This is a genomic window from Methylobacterium sp. WL12 (assembly GCF_008039475.1).
GTDB classification, from domain to species: Bacteria; Pseudomonadota; Alphaproteobacteria; order Rhizobiales; family Beijerinckiaceae; genus Methylobacterium; species Methylobacterium cerastii.
This window is the reverse complement of sequence record NZ_VRUW01000030.1, coordinates 24,329-44,244: the sequence shown is the minus strand read 5'-3', so window position 1 is coordinate 44,244 and position 19,916 is coordinate 24,329. Positions and strand designations below refer to the sequence as shown.

Genomic DNA, 19,916 nt, shown 5'->3' with positions numbered 1-19,916 from the left:
TACCGGCGGCGGCTCGACTTCGTTCAGAAACTCGATTTTTGGCCGAGATTGACTAAAAGTGGCCTTATACCAAGCCCCGTTGAACGTGATTCACGTGAGGTAGCATCGCGATCCAGGTCGTGATTCTCTTTTCAGGTTTGGAGCCTGAGGAGGATGTGATGGCTGCTCCGGTGCCACTGCGATCGGATTATGATGCCGAGGCCTTGCGCGGTCTGGCCCAGGGTTCGCGTGATCCGGCGCAGACCCGCCGCCTGTTGGCGCTGTCGGTGATCGCCGCGGGTGGTCTGCGCTTGGAGGCGGCCGAGATCGGCGGGGTCGGGTTGCAAACGGTGCGCGACCGGGTCGTGGCCTTCAACGCCGATGGACCGGACGGGCTGGTCGACGGCAAGGCCCCCGGGGCTCGGCCGCGCCTGAACGCCGATCAGCGCGATGTCCTCAAGGCGCTGGTCGACCAGGGACCGACGCCAGCCGCACACGGTGTGGTGCGCTGGCGGTTGTGCGATCTGGCCCAGATCCTGTGCGAGGATCACGGCGTGTCGGTCTCCGAGCAGACCTTGAGCCGGGTCTTGCGAGCCATGGGCTTCGCCAAGCTCTCGGCCCGCCCGCGCCATCACGCCCAGGATCCGGACGCCGCGGCCGTTTTTAAAAAGACTTCCCCGACCGTCTGGCGGACATCGCGCAGGCCGTCGGCGGCAAGCCGATAGAGGTCTGGTTCTGCGACGAGGCTCGTGTCGGCCAGAAGAACACCCTGACCCGGCGCTGGGCCGAGCGCGGAACGCGACCCTCGGCCCCCAAGGACCAGCGCACGGCCTCGGCCTACATCTTCGGGGCGATCTGCCCGGCCCGGGGCGTCGGCGCAGGCTTGGTCATGCCCCGCTGCACCACGTCAGCCATGGCTCATCACCTCGAAGAAATCGCAACGACCATCGCTCCTGGCGCCCACGCCGTGCTCCTGCTCGACCAGGCCGGCTGGCACACCACCAGGAAGCTGCCGGTTCCCGACAACATCACCTTCCTGCCCCTGCCGGCGCGCTCACCCGAACTCAACCCGGTCGAGAACCTCTGGCAGTTCCTTCGCGACAACTGGCTCGGAAACCGGGTCTTCCCATCCTACGACGACATCATCGATCATGGCTGTGACGCCTGGCAAAAAGCTCATCGCCCAACCCTGGCGCATCATGCCCATCGGACTGCGCCAATGGGCCCATGGGTTCTGGAGTGGGCCCCTGATGGTGGACAGATTGGGCAGGGCTGATTGACCGGATGGCCGGGTCTTCGAAGGATGAAGACCATGGCACGACACCGTTCCCACAGCGTCGCGTTCAAGCGTCAGGTCGCGCAGGAGTATCTGTCCGGCGAGACGCTGCACGGCCTGGCCAAGCGCCACGACCTCTCGCGCAACCTCGTGCGGGTCTGGGTGCAGAAGTACGAGACCGGCGCGTTCGACGATGACGCGGCCGCCGCCGACACGATCCAAGCCTACGAGGCACGCATCGCCGCGCTCGAACGGCTCGTCGGCCGGCAGGCGCTTGAGCTCGAGTTTTTAAAAGGGGCTCTGCGCCAGGGACCACCGCCGAGAAGCGGGCCTATGTCCGTGATCACCGGCCCGGCAGCCTCTCCGTCGCTGCGGGATGCCGGCTGATGGGTCTGGCGCGCTCCACCTACTACGACGCTCCGACGCGGGCTGCCGACGACACCGCCCTTGTCGAGGCCATGGCGGCGATCTGTGATGCGTTTGAAGCCTACGACTGGCGCCGCGTCCAAGCGGCCCTGCGCCAGCAAGGATGGCGGGTGAATCACAAGAAGGTCCGCCGCCTCATGCGCGCGCATGACCTGCAGCCGCGTGTTTGCCGCCGCTACGTCACGACCACCGACAGCGACCACGAGAGCCCGATCTTCCCGAACCTGGCCCGGGACACCGTTCCGAATAGGCCAGACCAACTTTGGGTCGCGGATCTGACCTACGTCGCGGTGATGGGCGGCTTCGTCTACGTCGCGATCATCCTAGATGCCTGGTCGCGCCGCGTGGTCGGCTACGCGCTTGGCCGGTCGATCGACGCCCGCCTGACCCTCGCGGCTCTGCGCGCGGCGATCGAGCGGCGTCGACCGGCACCGGGACTGACCCACCACACGGACCGCGGCAGTCAATACGCTGCCGAGGCCTATCGGAAGGTGTTGGTCAAGCACGGAATCATCGGTTCGATGGGCCGGCGCGGCAACCCCTACGACAACGCCAAGGCCGAGAGCTTCATGAAGACGCTCAAGGTCGAGGGGGTGTACCCGATGGCGTTCGAGACCTTCGCCGATGTGGCAGCCGAGCTACCGCGCTTCATCGACGAGATCTACAATACCAAACGGCTGCACTCGGCGCTCGGGTACCTGAGCCCCGTGCAGTTCGAGCAGCAACACGCCCGGCCGACGGTCAAAACCGCCGCCTGATCGTGCCTACCATCAGGGGCCCACTCCAGATCCCCCGCCTCACGGGGTCAAAGTTGAACGCCGAAACACATACCACCCATATGTACCACTACGACGGCAGATCACCCCGATCGGGTAAAAAAGCTAATAATTACAATGCGATAGGAAAACTTGGCGGAGAGGGGGGGATTCGAACCCCCGATGGGCTTGCACCCATGCCGCATTTCGAGTGCGGTACAATCAACCGCTCTGCCACCTCTCCGCGAGGTGCCTCGTCGAGACCGGCGGTGCCTAGCATGAAGCACCGCCGGATCACAAGCGCGATCGCGCTTTTTCGATCGCGATCGTCGGTCGGCTCAGGCCTTCCCGGCCAGCGCCGCCGCGACGACCTGGGCGAAGGCGACCGGGTCGCGCGGGGTGTCGCCGTCCTGGATGCGGGCGAGGTCGAGGAGGGTGCCGGCCGCCGGCGCGATCGCGTCCTCCGGGCCCTCGGCCAGCGCGCGGATCAGCGGGTGGCGCGGGTTGATCTCCAGGATCGGCTTGCCGCCGCCGGCCGCGCGGCCGGCGCGGCGCAGCAGGCGCTGCATCTGCAGGTCGGGTCCGTTGCCGCCGGCCGCCAGCACCACGGCGCTGTCGACGAGGCGGTCGGTGGCGCGCACGTCCGAGACGTCGTCGGACAAGGCCGCCTTGATCTTGGCGACGAGGTCGTCGACGCCGGCCGGGGCCTCGCCGGCCTCCGCGTCGCCGGAGAACTTCGACAGGTCGAGGGCGCCCTGGGTCACCGAGCGCAGCGGCTTCTCCTCGAAGCGCGCGAGCTGCTCGGGCCAGAACGCGTCGACGTGGTCGGAGAGCAGCAGCACCTCGAGGCCGCGGGCGCGGAAGCCTTCGAGCTGGGGCGAGCGGGCGAGCGCGTCGGCGTCGTCGGCGACGAGGTAGTAGATCGCCTCCTGGCCGTCCTTCATCCGCGAGACGTAGTCGGCGAGCCCGGTCCAGCCTTCCACCGCGGAGGACTTGAAACGCAGCAGCGGCGCGATCTCGGCGCGGCGCTCGTGGTCCTCGTAGATACCTTCCTTCACCACCGGCCCGAAGTTCTCCCAGAAGGCCTGGTAGCCCTCGGCGTCCTTGGACCGGCTCGTCAGCTCGGAGAGCACGCGGCCGGTGACCGCGCGGCGGATCTTGGCCAGCGCCGGCGTCGTCTGCAGCATCTCGCGCGAGACGTTGAGCGGCAGGTCCTCGGTGTCGACCACGCCCTGCACGAAGCGCAGCCACGAGGGCAGCAGCTTGGCGTCGTCGGTGATGAACATGCGCCGGACGTGCAGGCGCACCTTGCTCTCGCGCTCGCCCTCCACCGCCTGGAACGGCTTCATCCCGGGCACGAACAGCAACGCCGAGAACTCGAGCGCGCCTTCCGCGCGCCAATGCAGCGTCGCCCACGGCTTGTCGAAGTTTATGCCGACCGAGCGGTAGAACTCATCGTACTGCTCAGGCGTGATCTCGGATTTCGCCTTGCGCCAGAGCGCCGTGCCCTGGTTGGCCGATTCCTCCTTGCCGTCCTCGACGATGGCGATCGGCACGGTGATGAAGTCGGCCCATTTGCGGACCAGATGATCGAGGCGGTAGCTCTCGAGGTACTCGTCGGCATCCTCCTTCAGGTGCATCACGATCGTGGTGCCGGGCTCCTCGCGGGTCGCCGGCTCGAGGGTGTAGCTGCCCTGCCCCTCCGAGGCCCAGGTCCAGGCCTCCTCGGTGCCCGCGCGCCGCGAGGTGACCGTGACGCGGTCGGCCACCATAAAGGCCGAGTAGAAGCCGACGCCGAACTGGCCGATCAGGCTCGGCTTCTCGTCTTCCTTGCCGTCCTGGGGCTTGGCGTCGGCCAGCGTCTGCGAGAACGCCCGCGTGCCGGAGCGCGCGATCGTGCCGAGGTTCGAGGCCAGGTCGTCCTTGCTCATGCCGATGCCGGCATCCGAGACGGTGAGCGTGCGGGCCGCCTTGTCGGGGGTGATCCGCACCTTCGCGTCGGCCGGCAGGGCGCTCGCCGCCGAGGTCAGGGCCTCGAACCGGCGGCGGTCCATCGCGTCGGCGGCGTTGGCCACCAGCTCCCGCAGGAAGATCTCGCGGTCGGAGTAGAGGGCGTGGACCACGAGGTCCAACAGCCGCCCGACTTCGGCACCGAATTCGTGCCGTTCCACCGTCTCGCTCACAGTCGTCGCTCCGCTTTCAAAGGAGCGCTGCCCGACGACGCGGATGTCGGCGCGGCGTCGGGAAGCGCGTCAAGACACGATCCGGCGCCGCCCGGCCGGATCGGACCGGGCGCCACCGCGAATGCGGGGGCGATATGCCGTCGCGGGCCCGCGAATTCAATGCTGGCCGCATGCAGGGCCTGTACAGCCGGCCAGGGTGATCGCTCGAAGCCGCGTTCAGCGGGTTCAGGGCGCGAAGAGCGCCCCGCGCAGCGGGCTTTTCAGGACCTCGGTCCTGAAAGGCGTCGAGCTGAGCGAAAGCCTGAGCCCGCGGAGGCGGGCGCCGGCGACTGAGGCCGAAGTCGAACAGGGCAAGCGCTTTCGAGCGATTGCACGACAGGGCCGGCGCACGATTCTTGCGAATCCCGCGCCGATCCGGCCTATCGATGGCGCACGCGCCGCGGGCCATGCCGTCCGGGGACGTTTCGGGACCGACCACCACCCCATGAGCGGGCGCCAGCACATCATCCCGATCCGGCGGGCCTACAACCGCCTCGTCGCCGACGAGACGCTGGAGGACTACGCCCTGCGCTTCACCGCCAAGAAGGCGCGGCGCTGGTCGGCGTTCCAGGTGGCGCAGACGGCGCTCGGCTCGCTCTCGTTCCTGGCGCTGGAGGCGATCGGCGGTACGCTGATGCTGGCCACCGGGTTCTCGAACACGCTGGCCGCCGTCCTCGTCGTCGGCGTGCTGATCTTCGCCACCGCTGCGCCGATCACGATCTACGCGGCCCGCTACGGCCTCGACATGGACCTGCTCACCCGCGGGGCCGGCTTCGGCTATCTCGGCTCGACCGTGACCTCGCTGATCTACGCGAGCTTCACGTTCCTGTTCTTCGCCATCGAAGCCGCGATCATGGCGCTGGCGCTGCAGCTATGCTTCGGCCTGCCACTATGGATCGGGTATCTGGCCTGCGCCGCGGTTGTGATCCCGCTCGTGGCCTACGGCATCCGCCTGATCAGCCGGTTCCAGATCGGGACGCAGCCGCTCTGGGTCGGCCTCAACCTGCTGCCGCTCGCCTGCATCGCCTGGAAGGGCGACGCCCCGCTCGATGCGCTCTTCGCCTTTCCGGGCCTGGCCCCCGGATCGGGTGCGGGATTCGACGCGGCCCGCTTCGGGCTCGCCGCCGGCGTGCTTCTGGCGCTCCTGGCGCAGGTCGGCGAGCAGGTCGACTTCCTGCGGTTCGTGCCGGCGCCCGAGGGACCGCGCGACCGGCGCTGGTGGGCGGCGGTGCTGGCGGCCGGCGCCGGCTGGATCGTGCCGGGCATGCTCAAGATCCTCCTCGGCGCGTTCCTCGCGGTGCTGGCGATGGAGCACGGCGTCGCGACGGAGAACGCCGCCGAGCCGACCCGGATGTACTGGATCGCCTTCGGCTACGTCACGCCCTCGCGGGAGGCGGCGCTTTTCTTGATGACCGCGTTCGTCGTGGTCTCCCAGCTCAAGATCAACCTCACCAACGCCTATGCCGGCTCGATCGCATGGTCGAACTTCTTCTCGCGCCTGACGCACAGCCATCCGGGGCGGGTGGTTTGGCTCGTCTTCAACGTCGCCATCGCGCTGCTGCTGATGGAGCTCGGCATCGACAAGACCATCGCCAGCACGCTGCCGCTCTACGCGGTCGTGGTCTCGGCCTGGGTCGGGGCGCTGGCCTCGGACCTCGCGATCAACAAGCCGCTCGGCCTGTCGCCGCCGGGCATCGAGTTCAAGCGCGCACACCTCTACGCGATCAACCCGGTGGGCACCGGCGCGATGACGCTGGCGCTGCTCGCCGGCACCTTCGCCCATGCAGGGCTGCTCGGGCGCGCGCTGCAGCCCTTCGCGCCGCTCTTGACGCTCGGCGTCGCGTTCGCGGCGGCGCCGTTGATCGCCTGGGCGACAGGCGGGCGCTACTACCTGGCGCGGACGCCGAAGGCGGATTGGGGGCGGCCCGAGATCGTCTGCCGGGTCTGCGAGCTGCCGTTCGAGGGCGAGGACATGGCCCATTGCCCGGCCTATGACGGGCCGATCTGCTCGCTGTGCTGCTCCCTGGACGCCCGCTGCGGCGACCTGTGCAAGCCGCACGGCAAGCTGGAGGCGCAGGCGCAGGCCGTGCTCGGCCGGATCGTGCCGGCGCGCACCGCCGCCTGGATCGGCGCGCCGCTCGGGCGCTACCTCGCCCTGATGCTGACGCTGGTGGCCGTGGTCGGGCTGATCCTCGGCATCGTCCACGCCGGGGCGACGCTGGAGCATCCCGAGCACCGCGTGGCGCTGCGCGCCGCGCTGACCAGCGTGTTCTTCATCCTCGTCGTCATCCTCGGCGTGGTCGCGTGGCTGTTCGTGCTAGCGCACGAGAGCCGCCGCGTCGCGCAGGCCGAAACGCGGCGCCAGACCGCCCTGCTCGAGGCCGAGATCGAGGCGCACAAGGTCACCGACGCCAAGCTCCAGACCGCCAAGGAGACGGCGGAGGCCGCCAACCTCGCCAAGAGCCGCTACGTCGTCGGCATCAGCCACGAGCTGCGCACGCCCTTGAGCGCCGTGCTCGGCTACGCCCAGCTGTTGGAGGGCGACGCGGCGATCCCGCCAGCGCGCCAGAACGGCATCCGGGTGATCCGGCGCAGCGCCCAGCACCTCTCGGGCCTGATCGACGGCCTCCTCGACATCTCGCGGATGGAGGCGGGCCGCCTGCAGATCCATCGCGACGAGATCCGCATCGCCGAGGTGCTCGACCAGATCGTCGACATGGTGCGGCTGCAGGCGCAGAGCGCCGGCCTCGACTTCCGCTTCACCCGGCCCGAGATCCTGCCCGCGGTGGTCGCCACCGACGAGAAGCGCCTGCGGCAGGTGCTGCTGAACCTGCTCTCCAACGCGATCAAGTTCACCCAGGCCGGCCACGTCGCCCTCGACCTGAGCTACCGCAGCCAGGTGGCCGTGTTCACGATCCGCGACACCGGGCCTGGCATCCCCGAGTCCGACCTGGAGCGGATCTTCGAGCCGTTCGAGCGCGGGACGACCCCGGCCGCCGCCGGCACGCCGGGGACCGGGCTCGGGCTCACCATCGCCAACCTGCTGGCGCAGGTGATGGGCGGCGAGATCTCGGTGACGAGCGAACTTGGCCGCGGCACGACCTTCCGCTTCCGCCTGATGCTGTCCGCGATCACCCGCGCCGCGCCGATCCCGGTCCCGCCGGCGATCCCATCCCGCGCCTATGCCGGCGCGCGGCGGACGGTGCTGGTCGCCGACGACGATGCCGGGCACCGCGCGCTGATGCGCGAGATCCTGGAGCCGGAGGGGTTCGTCGTGGTCGAGGCGATCGACGGTCCCGCCTGCCTCGCCGCAGCCGAGGCCGAACGCCCGGACCTGCTGCTCCTCGACATCGCGATGCCGGGACTGTCCGGCTGGGCGGTCGCCAAGCGCCTGCGGGAGGCGGGGTTCGCCGGGCGGATCGCGATGATGTCGGCCAACGTCCACGAGATCAGCCCGATCCGCGGCGACGACGCCCCGCACGACGCGATCATCGCAAAGCCCTTCGACCTGCGCGACTTCCTCGAACGGGTCACGCAGCTCCTCGGCCTCGAATGGGCGGGCGCCCCGGAGGCGGAGCCCGAGCCGGCGGCGACGCCCTCCGCGGAAGCCTCGGGGCCGTCGCCGCAGCAGGTCGGCGACCTGCTGCGCCTTGGGCGGATCGGGCACATCCGCGGCATCGAGGCCAAGCTCGCCGAGATGGCGCAGGATGCGAGCGTGCCGGATGCGTTCGTCGCGCGGATGCGCGGCCTCGTGGCCGATTTCGATATGCGGCGCTACCTGAGCGTGCTGCAGGCGATGGCGGAGGGCATGGCGGATCGCGCGGTCGCGTCGGAGGGAGCCGCCGTCGATGGCTGAGCCGCAGCGCGACATCGTCCTGGTCGTCGACGATTCCCCCGACACCTTGAACTTCCTTACCGAGGCGATCGAGCGCTCCGGGGCGACCGTCCTCGTCGCGGTGGCGGGCGACCTCGCCCTGGCGCTGGTCGACGAGATCACCCCCGACGTGATCCTGCTCGACGCGATGATGCCCGGCATGGACGGGTTCGAGACCTGCCGCCGCCTCAAGGCGAAACCGCACGTTGCGCACGTGCCGGTGATCTTCATGACCGGGCTGACCGAGACCGAGCACATCGTGAAGGGGCTCGGCGCCGGCGGCGTCGACTACGTCACCAAGCCGATCGCCCCCGACGAGATCCTGGCGCGCATCCGCGTGCATCTGGCGAGCGCGCGGGCGGCGCAGAGCGCGCGTGCGGCCCTCGATACCGCGGGCCGCACACTGTTCGCCGTGGACGCGGCCGGCGCCGTGGCGTGGTGCACGCCGCAGGCCGCGCGCCTGCTGGGCGACCTCGCGGCCGACCCCGGCACGGCGCTCGCCCTGCCCGCGACGAGCCGCGCGTGGCTGCGCGACGCCCTGGAGGGCGGCGCGGCGGCCCCCTTGAGTCTGCGCGACCGCGAGGGCCGCGCCCACGTGCTCAGCTTCATCGGCCGGACCGGCGAGGAGATCCTGCTCCGGCTCTCGCGCGACGACACCGCCGCCGGCCTCGAACGCCTGCGCGACCGGCTCCGCGTCACCGGCCGCGAGGCGGAGGTGCTGCTCTGGCTCTCGCGTGGCAAGTCGAGCCGCGACATCGGCGAGATCTTAGGCTTGAGCCCGCGTACGGTGACGAAGCACCTGGAGGGCATCTACGCCAAGCTCGGCGTCGAGAACCGCACCGCCGCCTCGGTGATCGCCGCGCGCCACCTGCAGGATCTGGGGTGAGCGACGCGGTGGATGCATATGCCTGTGTCGGGCGGCATCAGCGCGTCCGCGCGGCCGCCCGTCCTCGAACACAGAGGAACAGCGCCACCTCGGTCAACGCCTGCGCCTGCGCCGCGGGATCGAGACGGCCGCGCCGCGGGCGCACCGCGTCGCGGGGCCGCTTCACCGAGGACACCGGGGGGATGTGGACGAACAGCACCGGGCACGGCTCGGCCAGGGCGCGGAAGTAGCTAGCGTTGCACAGGTAACGCCCGGCGTCGCGCGAGCCGACCACCGCCAGCCCGTGACGGCGCAGGATCGCCAGGGCCTGGGGCGCGACGACGGCATGACGCGCCGCCGGCCCGGCCGGATCGAGGGTGAGGCTGGCGGACGGGCGCCCCGACGCATCCGGGTAGAACCGGCTCGCCCGGTTGCAGGCCCGCGCCTCCACGCGGATGCGCTTGGCCCGCGAGGCGACGCCGAGCATCAGCACCGCCGCGGGTGCCTGCGTCAGCTCCGGGACCAGCTGCGTGCCGACCGCGTCGTAGGTGGTGTCCAGCACCCGCACCCGCAGAGCGCGGCCGAGGGCGAGGGCGAGCCTGAGGCGGCTCGACCGTTCGAGACGGCGGGCGAGCGCCGCGCTCGGGTTGCGCGGCATGCCGGGAAACGGGCCGAACCCGGTGATCAGGAGAACCGGCGCTTCGCTCAAAGCTGTTGGGCTCAAAGCCCGATCAGCTCGGCGATGATTGCGGCGCCCGCAGCCGGAGAGGCTTCGCCCTTCGCCACGCGGCCTTCCGCCTCGGCGGTCGCCTTGCGCACCTCCGACGTGCCGACGAGGCGCTGGTGCAGGCGTTCGTGAACGAGGGCCCACATCCACTTCACATCCTGCTCCCGGCGCTTCTTCGCGATCTCGCCGGTGGCGGTGAGCTTCTGGCGATGGTCGACGACCCGGTCCCACATCGCGTCGAGGCGCAGGTTGTGGAAGCCCGAGATGGTGACCACGGGCGGCGTCCAGGTGGCGGAGGCCGGGGTGAGGATGTGGAGCGCGGCGCGGTACTCGCCGGCTGCGGCGTTCGCCCGCCGCTCGGCCTCGCCGTCGTCGGCCTTGTTGACCGCGATCATGTCGGCGAGTTCGAGGATGCCCTTCTTGATGCCCTGAAGCTCGTCGCCGGCGCCGGGCAGCATCAGCACGAGGAAGAAGTCGGTCAGGTCCGCCACCGCGGTCTCGGACTGGCCGACGCCCACCGTCTCCACCAGGATCACGTCGAAGCCGGCCGCCTCGCAGAGCAGCATGGTCTCGCGGGTCTTGGCGGCGACGCCGCCGAGCGTGCCCGACGAGGGCGAGGGCCGGATGAAGGCGTTGGGATCCAGCGCGAGACGCGCCATCCGGGTCTTGTCGCCGAGGATCGAGCCGCCGGTGCGCGTCGAGGACGGGTCGACCGCCAGCACCGCCACCTTGTGGCCGGCGGCCGTGAGGTTGGCACCCAGCGCGTCGATCGTCGTCGACTTGCCGACGCCGGGCACGCCGGTGATGCCGACGCGGATCGCTTGGCCGGTCTGCGGCAGCACCGCGTCGATCAGGTCCCGCGCCAGCGCCCGGTGGTCGGCCCGCTTCGATTCGGCGAGCGTGATCGCGCGGGCGAGCGCGGCCCGGTCGCCGGCGAGCAGCCGGGTTCGGAGCGCATCGATGTCGAGGGAGGCGGGCGTCATCCGCCCTTCATGCCGGGACCGAGGGCGTTCGTCGAGAGGCGCGGGCCCGTGTCGCCGCGCCCCTCCCGCGTCGCCGGATCAGCGCCGGCGGTTGCCGGCCAGCACCGAGGTCGCGGCCAGCACCGCCCCCACCGCCACGATCGACGAGGCGAGCGGGTGCAGGGTGCTGCGCGTGTAGAAGCTCCGGCGCATCACGTAGCCCGGATGGTCGCCGGATGTCCGCCCGGTGCTTCCGGCCTCGTGCGAGGCGCCCCCGGCTTGGTGCAAGGCGCCCGCGCGGCCACGCGCCGGCTCGTCGCGCAGCTGCTGGGCGATCATGGTGCGGCCGATCCGGTCGAAGGCGCGCGGTGCCAACCGTTGCGCCGCGCTCATCAGCCGGCCACCGCCGCCGATATAGATGTCGCGCTGCGGATGCACGGCGGCGTGGACGATGGCGTTGGCCACCTCCTCGGTGCGATAGACCGGCGGCGGCAGCTTCACCGCGCGGTCGGTGTAGTTCTTCGCGTTCTGCGGGAACGGCGTGTCGATCGCGGCCGGCTTGATCAGCGTGACCGCGACGCCCGCGCCCTCCTCCTCCAGCTCGATGCGCAGGGCGTCGGTGAAGCCCTTGATGGCGTGCTTGCTGGCGCAATACATGCCCTGCAGCGGAAACGCGACGTCGGACGCGACGCTGCCGAGGTTGATCAGGACGCCGCCCGTGCGCTTCAGGTGCGGAACGGCCGCCAGCGATCCGTTGACCACGCCCCAGAAGTTCGTGGCGAACAGGCGCTTGTTGTCCGCATCGACGACCTCCTCGAGCTTCCCGAAGATCGACAAGCCAGCATCGTTGACCCAGGTGTCGATCCGGCTGAACCGGGCGATCGCGGCCTCGGCGATGGCGTCGACGTCAGCCCGGTCCCCGACGTCGGCCACGACCTGGATGGCCTGGCCGCCGGCCGCCTTGATCTCGCTCTCGATCCTGGCGAGCGCGTCGCCGCTGCGGGCCGCCAGCACCACCTTGGCGCCGCGCTCGGCCGCCATGCGGGCGGTGGCCAGGCCGATGCCGCTCGAGGCGCCGGTGATGACGACGACCTGGCGGCCGAGGGGGTTTCGCGATCTGAACACGGCAAGTCCTTTCCGATCCTTCGGCGTCCCCCCTGCCCTCCCAACCGCCGCACGCCGCCTCCGTTCAGAATGCGTTTCCGCCGGCCCCAGACGGCCGATGCCCGCAATCCACCGGGCGAACGGTCACGCTTGTGCCCTGCCATGGTCATGATCCTGCGGCACAGGCTAGGTCTCGGAGCCGGACACATCGCCGTCTCCCATCGCGCCGGACAGACCCGAGATCATGCTGCGCCAGCCTCCGACCCGCCGCGCCTTCGTCCGCCTCGGTGCCCTCGCTGGAACCGCCGTGCTGGCGCCGTCCCTCGGCGGTTGCATCACGGACAGCCTCTCGACGGGCACGGTCGTGCTGCCCGAGCGGCAATCGGCCCTCGACGTGATGCCGGTGCTCCTGGTCGCCACCACGCGCAAGCCCGTCGGCAGCCCGCCCAAGCCCCCCTACTTCAACGCCGAGCGCGGCCGCGGCCTCAGCTTCGCCGAGGTGCGGCTGTCCCCGCCCGACCGGTCGCTGCTGGGCAAGGTCTCGTCGGTGATCTCCGGCGACTGGACCATCGGAGCGGTGCCGAAGGTCGAGACCGGTCCCAGCGCCGCCAACGCCTTCGCCGAGGCCGCGCTGGGGCGCGACGTGCTGATCTACGTCCACGGCTACCGCGAATCGTTCGAATCCGCCGCCGTCAGCGCGGCCCGGCTCTCCGACGGCATCCGCTTCCGCGGCGTGTCCGGCCTGTTCACCTGGCCGTCCGCCGCCGCGACCTTCGATTACGGCTACGACCGCGAGAGCGCGCTGTGGTCGCGCGACGCCTTCGAGGACCTGCTGAAGGCGCTCGCCTCCACGCAGAGCGCCGGCAAGATCAACCTCGTCGCCCACTCCATGGGCACGCTGCTGACCCTGGAGACCCTGCGGATGCTGCGCGCCGAGGCCGGCGAGGCGGCGATGAACCGGATCGGCGCGGTGGTGCTGGCCGCCCCCGACATCGACATCGACCTGTTCACCGGCAGCGTCGCCAAGCTCGGTTCGGACGTGCACAAGATCACGGTGATCTCGTCGACCAACGACCGCGCCCTGGAACTCTCCGGCGCCATCGCCGGCGGCGTCGTCCGCGCCGGCGCCGCCGACCGCGAGCGCCTGGAGGCGCTCGGCGTGCGCGTCGCCGACGCCTCGGATTACGGCGGCGGCCTGATCAACCACGACCTGTTCCTGTCGAACCCGGAGGTTCAGGCCGTGGTCAAGCGCGCGATCTCGCGCGGCGGCAGCGGGGCTTAAGCCCCCTCACTCCATCCGCGTCGTCATCGTCTGCGGCGGCAGCGGCTCCTCGGGGGCTTCGGCGGCCTCCGCGTCGAGGTGGTCGATGACCGCGACGGCGTCGGCCCAGACCCGGAAGCCGACCAGCGGGTTCGGGCCGAAGGTGTGGGTCAGCGGCACGTCGGCGGCGTCGCGCCCGTAGGCGACCATGACCCGGCCGATGCGCGGCGCGTTGTTGCGCGGGTCGAACACGTGCCAGCGCCCGCCGAGGTAGACCTCCATCCAGGCGCAGAAGTCGCCGGCCGGGTGCGGCTCGGGCTCGCCGATGAAGCTGATGTAGCCGGTGCAGTAGCGGGTCGGCAGGTTCAGCGCCCGGCAGAACGCCACCGCGAGGTGGGTGAAGTCGCGGCAGACCCCGCGCCCGCCCTGGTAGGCGTCGAGCGCCGTGCGGTCGCGGTGGGCGAACTCGTAGCCGAAGGCGAGGTGGGCGTTGACGAAGTCGCACACCGCCTGCACCCGCTCCCACCCCGGCGGGGTGTCGCCGAACAGCCGCCAGGCCTCGTCGGCGAGCAGGTCGGATTCGCAGTAGCGGCTCGGCAGCAGGAACAGCAGGGTCTCGGCCGGCAGGTCCTCGACGCGGTGCTGCGCGGCGTCCGGCGCCATCGGGTCCGGCAGCCCGTCGTCGGCGACGATCCCGTCGGTGCCGATGGTGAAGGCGCCGGCCGGCGCGATCAGGCGGCCGCAGAGGTTGCCGAAGCTGTCGCGGTACGTCTCGACCGGCACCGCGGGCTGGGTGACGATCGCATCCGGGGCCTCGAGGGCGTCGGCGCAGGAGGGATGCAGGTTGAGCATCACCACCATCGGCACGGGATAGGGGAAGGCGTAGCGCATCTCGCAGCCGAGCCTGATCCGCATCCGGGATTCCTTCTTTCCTGAAACTGGGGCCGGCCAAGGCTTGTGGTGGAAGGCGTATGGTCTGACGCGCGCCGTCGCCGGGCCAGAGCGACCGGACCCAAGCAGGAGGCGGACCGCGAAGGGCTCGGACGGCGCGATAATTCGGGGTTGGCGGGTGTACCGTTCCCCCCTACAGCATCCCCGCGACCGGATTGAGAGCGGTGCGCGGAAGTTCCAGAGCTTTCTTGCGGCGCAGGCGCGAACGGCCCGGATGCGGGCCTTTCGCAACACGGTAATCAGAGGGAAGTCAGCGATGTTCACGCTCGAGATCGAGGGCAAAGCCGTGGCGGTCATCAACGGCGACGAGGAGACAGCGCGCGACCTCTTCACCTGCGACGGCTTCAAGGAAGACATCCAGAAGATGACGAGCGACGGCGCGCCGCTCTGGAACGGCACCTCGGAGCTCAAGATCCGCGCCGCCAACGAGGACGAGATCGAGATCTTCGAGGACGCGCTGGCCGAGGACGACGGCGAAGGCGACTTCGAGGACGACCCGCGCCACGCCGCCGCCGCCAACGACGCGACCACCGAAGAGGGCGAGGAGGACGAGGACGAAGCCGACATCGTCTTCCTCGTGGACATCGACGAGGCCGACGCCCTCGATTCGTGAGGGTTTTGGGCGTCCCGATCGAACGGGACGCCCTTCCCTAGCCGAAGCGACCGAGCGGGTCCGTTGTTCTCCTCGCACGAGGGCTGAGGCTGGCCCCCCTCTCCCCGCACGCGGGGAGAGGCCCGATGGGACCTCGTCGTCCCTGCGGGAAGCGGAGGCGAAGCCGAAGCGACGGTGAGGGGGAGGTGCAGGACGAGGCTCCTCCGTCGGCGCCCCTCACCTTCGGCTGCCGCCTCGCTCGGCCAAGCCCTCTCCCCGCACGCGGGGCGAGGGGATGCGCGGAAGCGTGGGGATACGACAGCTTGGCGCCCGGCGGATCGACGCCGCGGCTGACGACGCCTCAGCCGGCGAGCCACTCCGTCACGCCCGCCGCGGTGCGAAAATCCTCCAGCGCCCGCACCCGCGCGTCGGGGATCGCCGAGCCGGCCATGGTCGCCAGCGCGTGGCCGGGGCCGAGTTCGAGTACGGTGGTGGCGCCGTATTCCCGGCAGCTGTCGAGGCAGGCCGCCCAGTCGATCGTCTGCGCGATCTGGCGCGCGAGCTTGTCGAGCCCGGCGGCGGCGTCGAACACCGCGGTGCCGTCGAGACCGCCGACGAGGCGCGAACCGGGGCGCGGCGGCTTTTCCTGAGGTGCCGCGCGCAAAATCCCGCCGAAGCGCAGGGCGGCGGCGGCGAGGAGCGGCGTGTGCGACGGCGTCCGCACCGGCAGCACCACCGCGCGCTGCGCCCCGGCGGCGAGCGCCGCGCGGCAGACGGCCTCCAACGCATCGACCGGCCCGCCGACGACGACGCTGTCGGGCGCGTTGCGGATCGCGAGGTGGCAGCCATGCGCGCTTGCCATGTCCGCGATCCGCGCCTGCGGCAGGCCGCGGATGCCGGCGAGGCCGTGCCCCACGCCCGAGGCCGCATCCATCGCCTCGGCGCGGGCGGCGGCGAGCGCCAGCACGGTCTCGACCGAGAAGCGTCCGGCGCAGCCCCAGGCGGCGAGGTCGCCGATGCTGTAGCCGGCGACGATGCGGCGCGCCGGGGCGGATGCCGCGACGATGGTCCAGCCGGCGAGCGCCGCGACGCAGCACAGGATCTGCCCGGTGCGGTTCTCGTTGAGGACCGCGCCGCCCGCCCGCGCGATGTCGCGCGGGTCGGCGCCGAGGAGCGGCTTGGCCGCCGCGAACACGGCCTGCGCCGCCGGCAGCCCGGCGGTGAGGTCGAACATGCCCGGGTGCTGGCCGCCCTGCCCCGAACAGAGGATCGCCAGCGTCACGGGGTCGGCGCCTCGATCGCATCCACGAACAGCGTCATCGCCAGCAGGTCGGCCGCGCCGCCGGGGCTGAGGTTTTGAGCCACGAAGGCGTCGTGGAGGCTTTCGGCCGCCTCGCGCCACGCCGTCTGCCCGACGCCGCCGGCCGCGACGAAGCCCGCGGCGGCGTCGCGGGCGAAGGCGTAGCCGGCCTCGCCGCCGCGGTGGAGCAGGTTGGTGTCCTCCACCGTCGCGATCAGCGCGAGGCAGGCCTCGACGTGCGCCGCCGCCGGGTCGTCCGGGCGCAGGCGCCGGCCACGGGCCAGCGCCGGAAGGCCGACCTCGTAGACGCTCGGGAAGCCGGAGGCCGCCTCGCGCGGCGCGCCGCCGACCCCGTGCCGGCGCCGGGCCTCGGCCCCGGGCGCGCGCAGCAGAACCGGGCCGTCGAGGATGTCCGCGCCGTAGCGCTGGCGGACCCGGTCGCCGAGCCCGCCGGCGGGGATGGTCTCCCCGGAGAACGAACCCGCGGCCGCACAGAGCAGGCCGAGGCCGAAGATCGCGCCGCGATGGGTGTTCACGCCCCCGGTCGCCGCGCGCATCGCCGCCTCCGCCGCGATCCCGATGCGCCGAAGCTCGGGCATCGTCGCACCCTGGGCGCCGGCGGCGGCGAGGTCGGCGAGGTAGGGCTCGATCGCCGCCGTGCTCGCCGCGAAGGTGGCGGCGTCCATGTCGGCATGGCTGCCGCTGTCGATGCGGCTGACGAGGCCGGGCTTCGGGTAGGTGTCGAGTTCGCGCCGCAGGGCCGAGGCCGCGGCCGCCGCGATGCGCCTGGCGCGCTCGGCGTCCCGTAGGGGCAGGTTCGGGGCTCGGGAACGGGCGGCTGTCGTCATGGCCTCTCGGATGCGGCGACGGGTTCGGGACGGAAGACCGCCGGTGCCGCTCCATATCGCCGCCGCGCCCGCATCCGGCAACCGGCGCGGCGAAACACGCGGATGAACCTTGGCCCCGGCCGATGGTTGCCGGTCCGATCCTGTCCCGCCTTCTGAGGTACCCCGCGATGCCCGACTCGAACAGAACCCCGGATGCCAAGACGTCCGGCGCCCCGAAGAAAGCCCTCGACGCCAAGGGGATCGTCGACGCCCTGGTCAAGGCGCGCGGCGGCGCGCTCGCCGGCGCAGCGCTCGGCGGCCTCGCCCTGATCGGCGGCCTCGCCTACCGGTCGCTACGCGGCGGCAAGGCGGACGCGACCGAGACGGCGGCCTTCCAGGACGTGCCGGAGGACGAGGCGCGCCTGATGCTGCGGGCGATGGTGGCCGCGACGGTCGCCGACGGCGTGGTCGACGCGGCCGAGCGCCGCCGCCTCGACGAGGCGGTGGCGGCCGCCGGCATCGACCGCGACGGGCGCGCCTGGCTCGAGCGCGAGCTCGGCAACCCGGCCGAGATCGACGAGATCGCCGACGCGGTGGACGATGCCGAAGCCGCCACACGGATCTACGCCGCGGCGGCGCTGGCGATCGACCTCGACACGATGCAGGAGCGCCAGTTCCTCAAGATGCTGGCGGAGGCCCTCGACGTGCCGCCCGAGGCCGCCGCCCGCGTCGAGCGTGAACTCTCGGCCTGATCGTCTCGCCGTTGCACCCTCCGGTTGATGCCGGCGGGTGCGACGGTGCTAGGCTCCGGGTCGCGGCGCAGGAAGATGGCGTCGCGGAAAAGCCCGGGAAGCGCATGTCCGAGGAAACCTCAAAACCGCTTCGCCGGCAGCTCGCCGCCGTCGCCCTCGCGGGCGGCCTGATGACCGGGGCGGCGGCCGCCGAGCCCTTGGGGCCGCTGACCATCGCCCGGCAGGGCAGCTTCTTCGTCGGCGGCCGCAGCGTCGCCTCGGACACGCTCTCGACGCTGCCGGCCTACGCGCCCTCGGGCACGATCGCCGTCGACCAGGTCTACGTGCGCTACCAAATCCCGGTGGAGGCCAAGCGTCCGGCGGTCGTCCTGATCCACGGCTGCTGCCTTACCGGCAAGACCTGGGAGACGACGCCGGACGGGCGCATGGGCTGGGACGAGTTCTTCGTCCGCGCCGGCTTTCCCACCTACGTGATCGACCAGGCCGGCCGCGGCCGCTCTGCGGTCGACCCGTCCGCGATCAATGCGGTGAAGACCGGCAAGGCCGCGCCGGAGACGCTGCCGCCGGTGGTCTCGGCCGGCCAGGAACCGGCCTGGGCGATCTTCCGCTTCGGCCCGAAATACCCGGAGGTCTTCCCCGGGATGCAGTTCCCGCTGGAGGCGCAGGGCGAGTTCTGGAAGCAGATGGTCGCCGACTGGGCCGCGACCCTGCCGACCCCGAACCCGACCGTCCCCGCCCTGTCCGAGTTGGCGAAGACGTTGGACGGCGCGATCCTGATCAGCCACTCGCAATCGGGCATCTACCCGTTCCAGACCGCGGCGCTCGACCGCGCCGGCATCCGCGGCCTCGTGGCGATCGAGCCGGCGGCCTGCCCCGATCCGGCCAAGGACGACATGGCGCCCTACAGGGACCTGCCGATCCTCGTGCTGTGGGGCGACTACGTCGAGTTGGCGCCGCGCTGGGCGCCGCGGCTCAAGCTCTGCCGCGCCTTCGTCGAGGCCGCCAACAAGGCCGGCGGCAAGGCCGAGCTGGTGCTGCTGGCCGACGTCGGCCTGACCGGCAACTCGCACATGCTGATGCAGGACCGGAACAGCCTCGACGTCGCCGCCTGGCTGACCGCCTGGCTCGACGCGCACATGCCGCCGCGGAAATCGTGAAGACGGGGCGGCGCCCTCAGCCGGCCGCCTCGTCCTTCAGCGCCTGCAGCCCCTCCCGGTAGGTGGGGTAGGCGAGTTCGACGCCGAGTTCCTCGCGGATCAGGCGGTTCCGCACGCGCTTGTTCTCGCCGTAGAAGCTACGCGCCATCGGCGAGAGGTCGGCGGTCTCGAAGTCGACCTCAGGCGGTAGGGGAAGGCCGGTGAGCCTGGCTGCGTATTCCGTCACGGTCTGGGGCGCGGCCGGCTCGTCGTCGGTGACGTTGTAGACCGCGCCGTTGCGCGGGCGGTCGAGGGAGGCCAGCAGCGTCGCGGCGATGTCGTCGATGTGGATGCGGTTGAAGACCTGTCCCGCTTTCACGATGCGCTGGGACCGGCCGTCCCGCAGCTTCACGATCGGGTTGCGGCCGGGGCCGTAGATGCCCGACAGCCGGAACACCTGCACGGCCTTGCCGGTCTCGGCCCCGAGCGCGAGCCACGCGTTCTCGACGGCGAGCCGCCCCTGCGAGCGCGCGCTCTTCGGGGTGGCCGGCGTCGCCTCGTCGATCCAGGCGCCGTCGTGGTCGCCGTAGACGCCGATGGTCGAGAGGTAGCCGATCCAGCCGATCCGGCTCCGGGCGATGTCGTCGCGGAAACGGCGCAGCACCGGATCGCCGTCGCGGTCGGGCGGGACGGAGACGAGGAGCGCGTCGGCCGCCGCGAGGTCGGCGGGGATGCGCGGGTCGTCTGCCTCGGGGCCGAAGGCGCGCATCGACAGCCCGGTCTCGGCCTCGAGCGCCCGCGCCTTGTCCGCGTCGGTCACGGTGGCGCAGATCTGCGGGAAGCGGTCGCGGGCGGCCTCCGCGAAGCGCCGGGCAGAAAAGCCGAGGCCGAACACGAAGAGGGTCAT

15 protein-coding genes, 1 tRNA gene and 2 pseudogenes are annotated in these 19,916 nt (G+C 71.4%); 9 read left to right on the top strand and 9 right to left on the bottom strand.

The window, feature by feature from the left end; all coding sequences use genetic code 11:
* The first annotated feature begins 119 nt into the window (after positions 1–119).
* From FV226_RS13470 to FV226_RS13460, 3 genes and pseudogenes are all read left to right on the top strand, one after another.
* Positions 120–1,259 (top strand): annotated as a pseudogene (locus FV226_RS13470) (IS630 family transposase).
* 32 nt (positions 1,260–1,291) lie between these two features.
* Positions 1,292–1,642 (top strand): transposase, encoded by a 351-nt coding sequence (locus FV226_RS13465; RefSeq protein WP_147763303.1) that lies wholly within the window; start codon positions 1,292–1,294, stop codon positions 1,640–1,642.
* Positions 1,603–2,439 (top strand): annotated as a pseudogene (locus tag FV226_RS13460) (IS3 family transposase); the annotation flags it as partial. The gene FV226_RS13465 and the pseudogene FV226_RS13460, both read left to right, overlap by 40 nt.
* 151 nt (positions 2,440–2,590) lie before the next feature.
* Here FV226_RS13460 and FV226_RS13455 read toward each other — a convergent pair.
* Positions 2,591–2,680, bottom strand: a tRNA-Ser gene (locus tag FV226_RS13455).
* Between the two features lie 94 nt (positions 2,681–2,774).
* Positions 2,775–4,619, bottom strand: a complete 1,845-nt coding sequence (htpG, locus tag FV226_RS13450) for a molecular chaperone HtpG (protein WP_147763301.1) — start codon at positions 4,617–4,619, stop codon at positions 2,775–2,777.
* A gap of 484 nt (positions 4,620–5,103) precedes the next feature.
* Between htpG and FV226_RS13445 the strand changes: the two genes are divergently transcribed.
* Together FV226_RS13445 and FV226_RS13440 are read left to right on the top strand one after the other, a co-directional pair.
* Positions 5,104–8,514 carry an ATP-binding protein gene (locus FV226_RS13445; RefSeq protein ID WP_147763300.1) on the top strand — a complete coding sequence of 1,137 codons (3,411 nt, stop codon included), beginning with the start codon at positions 5,104–5,106 and terminating at the stop codon, positions 8,512–8,514.
* Complete coding sequence (locus tag FV226_RS13440; protein ID WP_147763299.1) at positions 8,507–9,418, top strand: response regulator transcription factor; 912 nt, start codon at positions 8,507–8,509, stop codon at positions 9,416–9,418. The genes FV226_RS13445 and FV226_RS13440 overlap by 8 nt, the downstream gene beginning before the upstream one ends.
* Positions 9,419–9,455: 37 nt before the next feature.
* On the opposite strand, the gene FV226_RS13435 is transcribed toward FV226_RS13440, so the two are convergent.
* From FV226_RS13435 to FV226_RS13425, 3 genes are all read right to left on the bottom strand, one after another.
* Entirely contained in the window at positions 9,456–10,106 is a 651-nt protein-coding gene (locus FV226_RS13435; RefSeq protein ID WP_281406041.1) for a peptidase C15, read from the bottom strand.
* An 11-nt stretch (positions 10,107–10,117) separates the two neighbouring features.
* Positions 10,118–11,107, bottom strand: coding sequence for a methylmalonyl Co-A mutase-associated GTPase MeaB (gene meaB / locus FV226_RS13430; protein WP_147754263.1), 990 nt, complete (start codon positions 11,105–11,107; stop codon positions 10,118–10,120).
* A gap of 78 nt (positions 11,108–11,185) precedes the next feature.
* A complete protein-coding gene (locus FV226_RS13425; protein WP_147763298.1) occupies positions 11,186–12,211 on the bottom strand; it encodes an SDR family oxidoreductase in 1,026 nt (341 codons plus the stop codon).
* Positions 12,212–12,434: 223 nt separating this feature from the next.
* Here FV226_RS13425 and FV226_RS13420 point away from each other — a divergent pair, with 223 nt between their 5' ends.
* On the top strand, positions 12,435–13,472 hold the full coding sequence (locus tag FV226_RS13420; RefSeq protein ID WP_147763297.1) for an alpha/beta hydrolase: 1,038 nt from the start codon (positions 12,435–12,437) through the stop codon (positions 13,470–13,472).
* Positions 13,473–13,478: 6 nt separating this feature from the next.
* Here the strand turns inward: FV226_RS13420 and FV226_RS13415 are convergent, their stop codons facing one another.
* Entirely contained in the window at positions 13,479–14,366 is an 888-nt protein-coding gene (locus tag FV226_RS13415; RefSeq protein WP_147763296.1) for a transglutaminase family protein, read from the bottom strand.
* A gap of 292 nt (positions 14,367–14,658) precedes the next feature.
* On the opposite strand from FV226_RS13415, the gene FV226_RS13410 reads away from it, so the two are divergent.
* Positions 14,659–15,015 (top strand): hypothetical protein, encoded by a 357-nt coding sequence (locus tag FV226_RS13410; protein ID WP_147763295.1) that lies wholly within the window; start codon positions 14,659–14,661, stop codon positions 15,013–15,015.
* A gap of 340 nt (positions 15,016–15,355) precedes the next feature.
* Here the strand turns inward: FV226_RS13410 and FV226_RS13405 are convergent, their stop codons facing one another.
* Positions 15,356–16,276, bottom strand: a complete 921-nt coding sequence (locus FV226_RS13405) for an acyltransferase domain-containing protein (protein WP_147763294.1) — start codon at positions 16,274–16,276, stop codon at positions 15,356–15,358.
* Positions 16,273–17,142 (bottom strand): triphosphoribosyl-dephospho-CoA synthase MdcB, encoded by an 870-nt coding sequence (gene mdcB, locus FV226_RS13400; RefSeq protein WP_147763293.1) that lies wholly within the window; start codon positions 17,140–17,142, stop codon positions 16,273–16,275. The genes FV226_RS13405 and mdcB overlap by 4 nt, the downstream gene beginning before the upstream one ends.
* A 167-nt stretch (positions 17,143–17,309) precedes the next feature.
* Here mdcB and FV226_RS13395 point away from each other — a divergent pair, with 167 nt between their 5' ends.
* Entirely contained in the window at positions 17,310–17,873 is a 564-nt protein-coding gene (locus FV226_RS13395) for a DUF533 domain-containing protein (protein WP_147763292.1), read from the top strand.
* Between the two features lie 104 nt (positions 17,874–17,977).
* Entirely contained in the window at positions 17,978–19,030 is a 1,053-nt protein-coding gene (locus FV226_RS13390) for an esterase (RefSeq protein ID WP_147763291.1), read from the top strand.
* 16 nt (positions 19,031–19,046) lie between these two features.
* Here the strand turns inward: FV226_RS13390 and FV226_RS13385 are convergent, their stop codons facing one another.
* A complete protein-coding gene (locus tag FV226_RS13385) occupies positions 19,047–19,916 on the bottom strand; it encodes an SDR family oxidoreductase (protein WP_147763290.1) in 870 nt (289 codons plus the stop codon).